7 protein-coding genes, 1 tRNA gene and 2 pseudogenes are annotated in these 12,252 nt (G+C 54.9%); 8 read left to right on the forward strand and 2 right to left on the reverse strand.

All coding sequences use genetic code 11. The features are described 5' to 3' along the window. Positions 1-86: 86 nt before the first annotated feature. The 5 genes from BGP77_RS08655 (at position 87) to BGP77_RS08675 (ending at position 7,557) form a co-directional block, all read left to right on the forward strand. Positions 87-689, forward strand: coding sequence for a TetR/AcrR family transcriptional regulator (locus tag BGP77_RS08655; RefSeq protein WP_108164302.1), 603 nt, complete (start codon positions 87-89; stop codon positions 687-689). After that, positions 686-3,115, forward strand: a complete 2,430-nt coding sequence (locus tag BGP77_RS08660) for an RND family transporter (protein WP_108164303.1) — start codon at positions 686-688, stop codon at positions 3,113-3,115. Before BGP77_RS08655 ends, BGP77_RS08660 begins: the two co-directional genes overlap by 4 nt. A gap of 2 nt (positions 3,116-3,117) precedes the next feature. Continuing rightward, positions 3,118-3,927 carry an outer membrane lipoprotein-sorting protein gene (locus BGP77_RS08665; RefSeq protein WP_108164304.1) on the forward strand — a complete coding sequence of 270 codons (810 nt, stop codon included), beginning with the start codon at positions 3,118-3,120 and terminating at the stop codon, positions 3,925-3,927. After that, a complete protein-coding gene (locus BGP77_RS08670) occupies positions 3,924-5,243 on the forward strand; it encodes a hypothetical protein (RefSeq protein ID WP_108164305.1) in 1,320 nt (439 codons plus the stop codon). Before BGP77_RS08665 ends, BGP77_RS08670 begins: the two co-directional genes overlap by 4 nt. 118 nt (positions 5,244-5,361) lie before the next feature. Next, positions 5,362-7,557 carry an OsmC domain/YcaO domain-containing protein gene (locus tag BGP77_RS08675; RefSeq protein WP_108164306.1) on the forward strand — a complete coding sequence of 732 codons (2,196 nt, stop codon included), beginning with the start codon at positions 5,362-5,364 and terminating at the stop codon, positions 7,555-7,557. 74 nt (positions 7,558-7,631) lie between these two features. On the opposite strand, the gene BGP77_RS08680 is transcribed toward BGP77_RS08675, so the two are convergent. After that, positions 7,632-8,696: a M28 family metallopeptidase gene (locus BGP77_RS08680; RefSeq protein WP_158269321.1), complete on the reverse strand. Its 1,065-nt coding sequence runs from the start codon at positions 8,694-8,696 to the stop codon at positions 7,632-7,634. Positions 8,697-8,833: 137 nt separating this feature from the next. Here BGP77_RS08680 and BGP77_RS08685 point away from each other — a divergent pair, with 137 nt between their 5' ends. Next, positions 8,834-9,235, forward strand: coding sequence for an OsmC family protein (locus BGP77_RS08685; protein ID WP_108164308.1), 402 nt, complete (start codon positions 8,834-8,836; stop codon positions 9,233-9,235). Between the two features lie 171 nt (positions 9,236-9,406). After that, positions 9,407-9,483 (forward strand) — tRNA-Ile (locus tag BGP77_RS08690). A 366-nt stretch (positions 9,484-9,849) separates the two neighbouring features. On the opposite strand, the pseudogene BGP77_RS08695 reads toward BGP77_RS08690, so the two are convergent. After that, a pseudogene (locus BGP77_RS08695) lies at positions 9,850-10,985 on the reverse strand (IS3 family transposase). 651 nt (positions 10,986-11,636) lie between these two features. On the opposite strand from BGP77_RS08695, the pseudogene BGP77_RS18390 reads away from it, so the two are divergent. Beyond that, positions 11,637-12,227, forward strand: a pseudogene (locus tag BGP77_RS18390) (LamG-like jellyroll fold domain-containing protein); the annotation flags it as partial. Positions 12,228-12,252 lie beyond the last annotated feature (25 nt).

The following is a 12,252-nucleotide window of genomic DNA, read 5'->3' on the forward strand; positions in this document are numbered from 1 at the left end:
CGTGAGATTTGATGAACAACAGTGCTGGCTGGAGGTCGCGGGGCGGACTAAAGTCGCGTTAATCAATCGATTAATGTGGAGTCTGCATGGCCGATCTCAATGATGACAATGCCCGCGAGCGCTTATTAAACGCCGGGCGTTATCTGTTTTTGCGGCAGGAGTACCACCGGGTCTCCATTCGTCGCCTGGCCGAACGTGCCGAGGTGAACTCCGCCATGATTGCCTATTACTTCGGCGACAAGAACGGCCTGTTTCAGGCCGTGCTGCTCAGCTACATCGACCCGATGCGCAACGCCATGCTCGAACGGCTGGTGCAAACGCCGGAACTGACCTACGCCGAACTGTTCCGCTATTTCTTCCGCTACGCCCCGCGCGACTTAATGCGGCTGATCATCCGCAACGCGCTCTTTGAGCCGGATGAACACTGGCGCTGGATTCTCGACAAGCTGCTGCGTCCGTTGCTGACGGAAGTGGAGCAACGCTTTGGCCGGGTGTTGCCCGAAGGTCCGTTGCAGCGGCCCGAGCAAGCGCGGCTGGCACTGCAATCGTTGCTGGTGTTTCCCATCCTTGGGCAGACGCTGCTCGAATCGGTGCGCGGTGCACCCATGGACGACACCTTCTTTGATGACCTGGCCGACTACTTCGGCTTATTGCTCGACCGAGCCTTCGCACCGGAGACCGACCAATGAACCCATCACCCTCCTGGCTCGACCGCTACAGCGATGCGCTGATACACACGCCAAAGCGCATTTTACTGGCCGTGCTGCTGCTGGTCGCAGCGCTCGCCAGTCAGTTGCCGACGCTGACACTCGATACCAATCTTGAGCACTTTATCAGCGCTGACAATCCGGCGCGTCAGGCGTACGACCGGGTGAAAACCGTGTACGGGCGCAACGATGTCATCGTGGTCGGTATCAGCGCCAACGATGTGCTCGCCGCAAGCACATTAACGCAGCTGGCCGATCTGCACCGCCGCATCGAACAGGACGTGCCCTGGGTTAAACGCGTCAACAGCCTGATCAATGCGCCTTACCAACAAGGCCAAGGTGACGCCTTACTGGTTGATGACCTGATACCGCAACCCGTTGCCACACTCAGCCGCGCGGACATTGAAGCGCGGCTGGCGCAAACGCCAACGCTGGAAGGCATGGTCATCGACGCCGAGCGAACCTTTACCACCCTGGTCATTGAACCGTTCACCTACGACTTCGACCCCACTGCCGTGGCTCAGGAAAACGATGCCTTTGGCGATGCGTTCGGCGACGATTTCACAGCGGTTCCCGATGCCGCCGAAGCGAACACCACCAACGACGACTTTCTGCCCATCGGAAAAACCAACGAACTGATCGATGCCTTGCAGCAACAATTGTCAGCGTCGGATCTGCACAGCGTTGTTGCTGGTATGCCGGTGGTGAATCAGCAGCTCGAACAAACGATGAAGACAGAAATGCTCACCTTTATTCGTTTGACGGTGGCGCTGATTATTATTGTGCTGGTGTTGTTTTTCCGTCGCGTCAGTGCCGTGGTTGCCCCCATGGTCGCAGTGATTCTGGCCATCGTTATGACCTTTTCGCTGCTCGCCCTTTCCGGTCAGGCCGTGCAGATGCCGCTGATCCTGGTGCCGTCGTTTTTACTGGCTATAGCCGTCGGTGATTCGGTGCATGTATTGACGCATTTTTTTAATCAATACAATGCTGGAAAAACCCGCCGTGATGCCATGCGCCATGCCTTGGGTGTGACGGCCTTGCCGATTTTATTAACCTCACTCACCACGGCCGCTGGTCTGGCAACGCTCGCCAGTGGCGATTTAATTCCCATCGCCAACCTGGGTGTTTTCTCGGCCATCGGTGTCATGCTGGCGCTCTTGTTAACGCTGGTGGTATTACCCACCCTGATGGCGCTTTGGCCGTTAGCCGCACCCAAGGCGACGCATCCGTCGGCACAACAAATGCCGTTGCTGCAACGTCTGTCGAATGTGAACTGGCGCTTCGGCGGTCTCTTTGCAGGCATCTGGCTGGTGGTGGTTGTCGTTGCCATGGTGGGCGTGTTGCAACTGCGCTTTTCGTTTAATCCGCTGAACTGGATGCCTGTGAATTCGGCCATTCGTCAGGCCACCGAAACGGTCGATTCGCGGTTAAGTGGCACCATCAATATGGACGTGGTCATTGCCACGGGGCGCGACAACGGCATTAAAAACCCGGCGTTATTACAAGCACTCGATGACGCCCTGATCGATTTGCAGGAAGACACCCCCGGTGGCGTTCGCATCGGCCACGTCAATTCGTTAATCGATATTGTTAAAGGCACGCATCAGGCTTTGAACGAAGGCGATGCGGCGTTTTATCGTCTGCCTGACGATGCCGGTTTGCTGGCCGAAGAATTACTGTTGTTTGAAAACAGCGGCGCCGATGAATTAAGCCGACTGGTCGACTCATCGTTCAGCGAAACCAAGGTCACGCTGATCGTTCCCTGGCAAGACATCCTCGCCTATCAGGCGTTTATCGATGTTGTCGAGCAGCGTCTGGGCAACGCCGTTGAACCCTGGGCACAGGTTTCGGTCACTGGCTTATTACCATTACTCAGCGAAGCGTTGAATGCGGTTATTCGCACCACGGCCTGGAGTTATGCGCTGGCCGCGCTCGTTATTGCCGTCATGCTGATGCTATTGCTGCGCTCGGTTAGCCTGGGTCTTATTGCCATGTTGCCGAATTTGGCGCCCATAATTGTGGTGATGGGGCTGATGCACCGTGTCGGTATACCGCTCGATTTATTCACCATGCTGGTGGCGACCATTGCCATTGGCATCACCGTCGATAACACCGTGCACTTTGCGCATCACTTCCGCAGCGCACTCTTTGAACAGCGCGATGTGCGCCGCGCTACCGACAGCGCTTTTCAAAATGCGGGCAACGCTTTGCTGACGACCGCCGTGGTATTAACCGCTGGTTTCTATGTGTTTTTGTTCAGCGACGTCTCGAGCATTTTCAATTTTGGGTTTCTCAGTGGCACCGCCTTTTTACTGGCGTTGCTGTCGAACTTTACGCTGACGCCAGTGCTGCTGCGCTGGTATGCGCCGGTGTTATTGCGCCAATCGTCTTCGCAACAGGAGCATTAACTATGACTCGTTTTTCGCTCAATCCCATTGTTGGTTTACTCATCCTTTTGGTAGCCGCTGCGCACAGCATGTGTGCCCGCGCTGAAACCGGGCTCGAGATTATGACGCAGGTGGATGCGCAGCAAGATCCACCGGTGATGGCCGCCGACATGACCATGACGCTGATCGACCGCAACAATAATCAACGTGTGCGCTCGTTACGGTCACTGAGCAAAACCTTTGACGAAGCCGATCGCCAACGGTTGTTTTTTCTGGAACCCTCGGATGTACGTGGCACCGGTTTTTTGGTGGTCGACTACCACGACGCCGACCGCGATGACGACCAATGGCTGTTTTTGCCCAGCCTGAATAAATCGAAACGCATCGCTGGCAGCGACCAGAGCGGCAGCTTTATGGGGTCCGATTTATCGTACGCCGACATGGCGTCACGCAACCTCGACGACTGGACGTACGAACTCATTCGTGAAGACAGCGTGGGCGACGACGCGGTGTGGATCGTTAACGCCACCGCGGCAAACAGCAGGGTAATCGACCAGACCGGCTACACCGAATCGCTGCTCTACATTCAGCAAAGTAATTACCGCGTGATTCGCGCCATTCACACCCAGACCGGCACCAACCAGCGCAAGCTGCTGAACATTCCGCAGTGGGAGCAGCGCGACGGTTATTGGCTGCCCAAAGTCATGCAGGTGGTCAGTCAGGAAGGTGGGCAAACGGTGCATCGCACGCAACTGACATTCAGCCGTATTGACCTGAATGTTGATGCGCCCGATGCCGAATTTTCCGTGCAACGTTTGGAGCAAGGGCTGTGAACACAACGCCTTTTCTCGTCACGGCAGCACTGATGACCGCCGCTCCGTTGTGCGCCCAGGCCGAAGACGACCCCTTTGCCGATGCCTTTAATGATGCCTTCGAAAACGTACGCACCGACGCCCCCGAACAACAGACCCTTTATGTGTCGCATCGGCTGTTCACGGGTGGGCAACTGAACCTGGCGCACGACCAACCGGAGGCGGGTGAAACCGACCATCGGGGTTTATCGGGCCTGACCACCGGCTGGCAACCTCGCCTGGAATGGCGGCCGAACGATGCGCTCGACGCCGTGTTGGATGTTCGCCTCGAACAAGACTGGGTGTTTGCGTTAAAACCCGACGCTGACTGGCAAGACGATTACCGCGACAAACGCGAAACCCGGCTCGCCATCGAACAGGCCACGCTCGGCTATCGGTCGTTGCGCGGCGCGGCATCGGTGGGTAAGCAAACGCTGGCCTGGGGGTTTAACGATGTGCTCTCGGTGAACGAGCCGGTCAACCCGCCAAAACGCAGCCAGCCCGGTCTGCAAGATCCGGACGATGCCTTCGTGCCACGCTGGTTAACCGAAGGCCGGTATTACATGGGTGACTGGACGGTGCAGGGCGTGATCGCGCTCGACAACCCCGTTGCCGAGCAGCCGGTGTTCGGCAGCGACTACTACCCCATGCCCACCGCCCTCAATGACCAAACCCCAGCCTCACCCTTTGAAGACGCCGAAGCATTGTCCGGTGGTGTTCGGTTCAGCGGTTTGCTGTTCGGGGCGGATGCCGGTGCCTTTGTTTGGCGCGGCTATAACAGCGCCGGTCATATCCAAAACGGGCGCCGCCAATATGAGCGCCTCACTCAGGTGGGGGGCGGTTTCAGCGTACCGGTCGAGCCGGCGGTGCTGAAAGCCGAACTGCGCTGGGAAGACGGGTTGGTTTTTGCTGACCAGGCCACTGAACGCCTGGCCTGGACGCTCGGTGCCGACATCACCTTGCCCGCCGACAGCCGCCTGATCATCGAACACCAAAGTCGTTATTTACCCGGCTACCAATCCGCCATGGCGTCCATCGGCGATGAATTCGAACAGCAATGGGCGCTGGGTTTGGAACACAGCCGTTGGAACGAGCGGCTAACCTTCAAAGCCATGGTGCTCGGTTTCGGGAACGATTTGGACAACGGCCAGGTGATGCGCACCTCCGCGGAATGGACAGTGAGTGACCACTGGCAAACCGAAGTCGGCGGGGTGATTTACCGCGATGGCGATGCCGCTTTACCGAGCCTCGCCGCCGATAACGACCGCCTCTACTGGCGCCTCGATTACCGGTTTTAGCGACCTCAGCGCCAAGCGGCGACGCCCAGAAACATAATGAGGGAAGACGAACGGCTGAAAATCTGGACAATGGCGCCCTTCAGGCCCCAGGCAAACCCCATTACCCGGTATTCTCGTCATGGAAATCAACGTTCGTTTTCTCGACAACCTCAGGCTCGAAGCGCTGTTCGACGACTTCAGCGTCATCACCGACCAGCCGATTCGCTACAAAGGCGATGGCTCCGCGCCCAGCCCGTTCGACTATTTCCTGGCGTCCTCAGCCTTGTGCGCGGCCTACTTTGTACTGGTGTACTGCAAAGCGCGTGATATACCGACCGACAACATTAAGCTGTCGCAGAACAACATCGTCGACCCGGAAAACCGCTACAACCAGATTTTTAAAATTCAGGTCGAACTGCCGGAAGACATTTCCGACAAAGACCGCCAGGGCATTTTGCGTTCCATCGACCGCTGCACCGTGAAAAAAGTGGTGCAAACCGGGCCTAGTTTTGAAATTGAATCGGTCGAGCATCTGGCCGAAGACGCCAACGCCTTGCTGATGACCTTGCCCGAAGGCGACGCTCAAACCTATATCGAAGGCAAAGACCTGCCACTGGAAAAGACCATCGCCAACATGACCGGCATTCTGGCCAACCTGGGTATGAAGATTGAAGTCTCTTCCTGGCGCAACATCGTGCCGAACGTCTGGTCGCTGCACATTCGCGATGCCGCCTCACCGGCCTGTTTTACCAACGGCAAAGGCGCCACCAAAGAAGCCGCGCTGTGTTCGGCGCTGGGCGAGTTCATTGAACGACTGAACTGCAACTTCTTCTACAACGATCAGTTTTTTGGCGAAGCGATCGCCAACAGCGAATTCGTGCATTACCCCGATGAACAATGGTTCCAGCCGGGCGACGACGATGCCTTGCCCGACGGCATTCTCGACGACCACTGTCGCGCCATTTACGACCCCGATGGCGAGCTGTGTGGCTCGAACCTGTACGACACCAATTCCGGCCGCACTGACCGTGGCATTTGTTCGCTGCCGTTCGTGCGCCGCTCTGACAATGAGACCGTTTATTTTCCCTCGAACCTGATCGAAAACCTCTTCCTCAGTAACGGCATGAGCGCCGGTAATACGATTGAAGAAGCGCAGGTGCAGTGTCTGTCGGAAATTTTTGAACGGGCGGTAAAACGCGAGATCATCGAACAGGAAATGGTACTGCCGGATGTGCCGAAAAGCGTGCTCGCCAAATACCCACATATCGAAGCGGGCATCGCCGGTTTGGAAGAGCAGGGCTTTCCGGTGCTGGTCAAAGACGCCTCGCTCGGCGGCCAGTTCCCGGTGATGTGCGTTACCTTAATGAACCCACGCACCGGTGGTGTGTTTGCATCGTTCGGCGCGCACCCCAGCTTTGAAGTCGCGCTGGAACGCAGCCTCACCGAGCTGTTGCAGGGCCGCAGTTTCGAAGGGTTGAACGACGTGCCGCAACCGACTTTCAACAGCCTGGCGGTGTCGGAACCGAACAACTTTGTGGAACATTTTATCGATTCCAGCGGCGTAATTTCCTGGCGATTTTTCAGCAGCAAAGCCGATTACGAATTTAATGAATGGGACTTTTCAGGAACCAACAGCGAAGAAGTGACGGCGCTGTTCGGCATTCTCGATAAGCTGGGCAAAGAAGCCTACATCGCCAACTACGACGCGCTAGGCGCACCGGCCTGTCGTATTCTGGTGCCGGGCTATTCGGAAGTCTATCCGGTTGAAGATTTGATCGAAGACAACACCAATGTGGCGCTCGATTACCGCGCCGACATTCTCAACCTGCACCGATTGAGTGACGACGAACTGGAAGACTTATTGCAGCGTCTTGAAGCCAGCCAGCTCGACGATTACATGACCATCATCACGCTGATCGGCATCGAATTCGACGAGAACACGCCCTGGGGCCAGCTCACCATTCTGGAACTGAAATTGTTGATTTGCCTGGCGCTGCAATGGCATCAGGACGCGCTCGATCTGGTCGAAGCCTTTTTGCAATTCAACGACAACACCGTCGAACGCGGTCTGTTCTATCGCGCGGTCAATGCGGTGCTGGAAATTGTGCTCGACGACGATCTTGACCTCGACGACTTCGAACACAATCTGCGCCGCATGTATGGCGAAGCCACCATGGATGCCGTTATCGGTTCTTGCGCTGGCAGTGTACGTTTCCATGGACTGACCGAAACCAATATGCAGTTAGACGGGCTGGAAAAACATCAGCGCTTAATTGAAAGTTACCAGAAACTGCACGCCGCAAGAGCGGCTCAGGCGGGCATTAAACTGAGTTGATCGCAAGCCGATTGAGACCCACAACCACCTCCACTGTGGTTGCGGGTCTCAACCGGTGCTGCCGTTGGCTGGCGTTATTGATCCAGCCAGGCAGCCAGTAATTGCGACGACTGATGCATCTGCTGCGGCACGCGGTTGCCAAACAATTCCAGCAAGCGTTCTAGCTGATCGTTGCGGGTGTGGATGATTTTCCCCCACTGAGTTTCTTCATCGCGGTTACAAGCGGTGCGGGCTTCGGCGTCGTAACAATCCCACACCGCTTCGTGCGTGGTTTGCGAATAGCCGTCATAGCCTTCTTCGCCGTTAATGCTGAAATTCGTGGCTTCAACGTACGCAATGGGAATGCCCGAGCAGGCAAAGTAACGCTGGTCCGACCAATCGCCGGTTTCGCCCGGCGCATAACCGGGGTAACCCGGGTGTTCAATAAACGCCAACCCGGCTTGTTCCGACACCGCTATTAACTCTTCACGCAGATCGGCACTGGCGCTGTAGGTCGATGCGTCCGCGCAATGTTCCGACGGCGTGCTGGGCGCACTGTGAATGTACAGAATGTCACCACCGGCAATGGTGTCGAGGTTGACCATGGCATCCACATCGTCGGCGTGCCCGGCGCGCACAAATGCCTGCGAACCGTACATGCCCAATTCCTCGGCACCGAATAAGGCGAAGGTCAGCGTGAAGGGCGGCTGCTCATCGTGCAGTGCCAGGTGTTCGGCCAGGGCGACGATCAGCGCCACACTGATGCCGTTATCCGTGGTGCCGTGCGATTCGAACATCTGGCCGGCGTTGTCGTAATGTCCGCCAATCACGACATGGCGGTCGGACGCGCCATCAATCGTCACCCATAGATTGCGGCTGGCTTGGGTGCGGCTGGCGAATTCAAAATCGAAGGTCTGCCATTGCACCATTAAACCGGCGCCTTCCCACGCTTCGGCCAATACATCGGCGGTGGCGGTTTCTACCTGATTACCCGCAAAGCGGTTGCTCAGGTGCTTCTCCAAGACCTGGGTAATCTGCCAGGCGCGTTCACTTACCGCCAACGCATCCACCGCCAGCGCCGGCGCAGCCGACAGCAGCAAAGACAACATCACAACGGAACTTTTGAGCAAACGGGCAATCAGACTAGGTTGGCGAATCATCATAGGGGTCCCTTTTTACAGCCTTTGGTGACACAGTAGTCAACGCTACCGCTAAGCACGGAATATCAGCACAGGCCGGGCGATAACATCAAGCCGGGCAGTGCGATGAACCCACACACATAAAAACAGAGGTGACCATGCCAGAGATCAACATCAGCCTGAATCGTAAAGGCGCTACCGCCAGCGAAGCGCACATCCGCAACCACAGCGTGGTGATGGACCGCCCCACCGAAAAAGGCGGCGAAGACCAGGGCCCCATGGGCGGCGAAACCCTGTTGGCCGCACTGGGCGGCTGCTTTATGTCGAACCTCGTGGCCGCTGCGGCTGCCCGCGACATCGACCTGGGAGATATTGATGTCGCCATCACCGGCCACCTCGACGGCACCCCACCGGTGTTCAACACCATCGACATGGCCGTCACCGGCCCGGCCGGCATCGATGACCTGGAAAAACTGGTCACCATCGCCGAACGCGGCTGCATCGCCTCGAATACTTTAAAACAGGGTTTGAACGTGCGAGTGACCACCCACACGCGCTGATCACACAAGCCAGGCCCGCTGTTCCGGCCCATAACGCCAGCGGGCCGGAACCTCACCAAACCGCCTTTCTAACGCGGGCAGCCAAGACACCGCCTAAGCCTAGACTTGGCCGTCACCCACGTTATAATGCCGCCCTCGTTTTCAGACCAGCGTTCGCTGGCTGATCTCAAAGGGCCCATAGCTCAGTTGGTTAGAGCAGTCGACTCATAATCGATTGGTCGCTGGTTCAAGTCCAGCTGGGCCCACCATAGAATCCTCTAAAGCTTTATTGTGTTGTTGCGACCATAACTTGTCCGCTTCGGACAGTTTATGATCACAGTTACCCATAAACTGTCCTCATTAGCTTAACTGGGGCTAACCCTAGGCAGCGCCATCTCAAAGAATGTTTCGAGATGAAAATAGTCTTACCAAGATGGCAATGGTTAACGTCGCTATCTATGAGTAAACCGAATACTCAACCTTTATGACACAACATCCGTGCGCCTGTTAGTCCCTGCTCTGAATGTCTTTTTGATTAATACCACGAGAGATATGGAGAAAATTTCGAATCTTCTAGTTGTTAAAGGTCGAATTAATACGCAGATAATAGTGCTATCGTGACCTGCCCCCAAGATTCACTCCAACGGCGTCCTAGTAATGTCCGTTACGTTTGAACCTTTTGTTTTCTGTCGAACCATCGCTGCAAACTCCAAAGGCGTTGGATAATCCAATGATGAGTGCGGTCGGCATTCATTGTAATCCAGTCGCCAACGGTTGATCTCTTCCCGCGCATGCGCCAAGTCTCGGAACCAATGTTCGTTAAGACATTCGTCGCGGAATTTTCCGTTGAAGCTCTCGATGTAACCATTTTGCATGGGCTTTCCCGGCTGGATCAATTTCAGCTAGACGCCGTTGTCATACGCCCAATGATCCAACGCCTTGCTCGTGAACTCCGGACCTTGGTCAGTTCTGATCGACTTCGGATACCCTCTAAAAAAAGCAGCTATGGCATCGAGCGTTCGAACCACTTGGTTACCGGATATTCCCATGGCAACCGGAATATCCAAGCACTCCTTGGTGAAGACATCCACGATGGTCAGGCATTTGATGTGGCGGCCCGTGGCCAACGCATCCATGACAAAATCCATCGACCAGGTATGATTCGGTGCCTCGGGTAACATCAGCGGCTGTCGCTCAACCATCACGCCATGACGGCGCTTGCGCTTGCGAACCGCCAGCCCAGCTTCGCGATACAATCGGTAGACCTCCTTGTGGTTCACCTCCGTTCCCTGTCGACGCAGCATCTAATGGACGCGTCGGTAACCGAACCGGCGTCGCTCATAAGCAATGGATCGGATGCGATCCGACAACGCCCGATCCTCCACTGACGACTTGGGCTGATACCTCAGGGTGGCGCGGGATAAGCCGACGAGTGAACAGGCTTTGCGCTCCGATACGGACGTCTTTAAGACCATGGAGCGCACCGCCTCGCGCTTGTTCTCGACGGTCAGTACTTTCGGTTCAGCGCCACCTTCAGGGCTTTGGTATCCAGCATGGACTCGGCCAGCAGCTTTTTAAGCCGAGCGTACTCATCTTCCAGTGCTTTGAGGCGACGGGCCTCAGAGACCTCAAGGCCGCCGTACTTCTTCCGCCAGGTATAAAAGGTGGCATCCGAGATACTGTACTTCCGGCACAGCTCTTTGATGGGTAAGCCCGCATCGGCTTCCTTCAGGATGGGGATGATCTGTTCTTCGGTGAATCGCTTCTTCATGTTCATCGTCCTCTCTGGTGATGAACATTACTCAGTTCACTTTGGATTAAAAAGTTGGGGGCAGGTCACTGGCCGCTCTACGACAAACGCCCGAGTCAGATGGTTTGGAATATCCGGTCGTTCAACCGTGGCCTGTTTGTAGGCGCGAGGGCCTGGCTGCTTACAGATCACTCCCAGTTCACTCATCAGCCGTCGACCCTTGAAACGACCGACGACAACGCCTTCCTTACTGAGCAGGCCTTTGATGATCCGGCTGCCAGAAGAGCGACGACTCTTCGTACACAAAAGACTGGCCTGAGCCTTCAAGGTTAGGCGCGACACCGAATTTTAATGTTAATTTTCGTAAACTTATAAAAAATCACACGACTACTAAGTTTACGAAAAGAGTTGTTAAAAAATTCAAACAAATAAATCATCAATTTTTCTTGCAGTTCTTAAAAAGTGAACTAACTTCCTTTTCAAATCACTCCTAGGACTTTGTTCTTATTGGTGTTTTTACTAAACAAAGCGGACAGATGTGCGCCTTTTAAATGAATTAATTATTGGAATAAGAGCGCCAAGAGACACCAATATTCCGACTCTCTAACATCAAAATTAACGGACTAATTTATGTATTCCACTTAGACTTTTAAAAGTGGAACGGAGTTGCTTATGCTGTTAAAAAATCGTTTCCAGACCTTCCTTCGGATTCTTGTTGCCGTACTTTTTTTTAGTTTATCTTCGGCCAGCTTTGCGGTTAACAATGCTTACGAATTTTCCAGTGGCGATACTTTAACGCTTACGGGCGCTGCTGCTGAGTTGTCCGAACTGGACGAATTTACGATTGAGTTCTGGGTAAATATTGATAGCAGCCTCAACATATTGGGCACTGTCAATCTTGTGGAATTCGATGGTGCAGGGGGCATTGCCCTGCTTAAAACGGCATTAACTACAACGCTTATCACCGACCTGAGCGGAGATTTAATAACAGGCGTTACCGCATCAGCCAATTTCAACACGAGCCTTAGCTTCGATTCCTGGCACCACTTGGCTATCGTGTTCAACACAGGCAACTGGCAATTCTTTCTCGATGGAGTGCAAATTGGCAGCAGCATTCCTGATCTTGGACTTTTGTCTCAAGTTCCTGATTATGCCGGTAGCGGCAACAATCATTTGATTATCGGCAACTCATCATTAGTTGGCATAACCGACTATGAAGGTCGCTTTGACGATATTCGCCTTTGGAATATTGTCCGATCTGAAGCACAGATTAATGCCAATCGAAGCG

It is taken from the genome of Saccharospirillum sp. MSK14-1, from assembly GCF_003054965.1.
Taxonomy (GTDB): Bacteria; Pseudomonadota; Gammaproteobacteria; order Pseudomonadales; family Natronospirillaceae; genus Saccharospirillum.

Excerpts from the sequence above, each read along its gene's own strand:
- BGP77_RS08655 (WP_108164302.1), top strand. The coding sequence starts at position 87 with ATGGCCGATCTCAATGATGACAATGCCCGCGAGCGCTTATTAAACGCC.
- BGP77_RS08660 (WP_108164303.1), top strand. The coding sequence starts at position 686 with ATGAACCCATCACCCTCCTGGCTCGACCGCTACAGCGATGCGCTGATA.
- BGP77_RS08665 (WP_108164304.1), top strand. The coding sequence starts at position 3,118 with ATGACTCGTTTTTCGCTCAATCCCATTGTTGGTTTACTCATCCTTTTG.
- BGP77_RS08675 (WP_108164306.1), top strand. The coding sequence starts at position 5,362 with ATGGAAATCAACGTTCGTTTTCTCGACAACCTCAGGCTCGAAGCGCTG.
- BGP77_RS08680 (WP_158269321.1), bottom strand. The coding sequence starts at position 8,696 with ATGATTCGCCAACCTAGTCTGATTGCCCGTTTGCTCAAAAGTTCCGTT.
- BGP77_RS08685 (WP_108164308.1), top strand. The coding sequence starts at position 8,834 with ATGCCAGAGATCAACATCAGCCTGAATCGTAAAGGCGCTACCGCCAGC.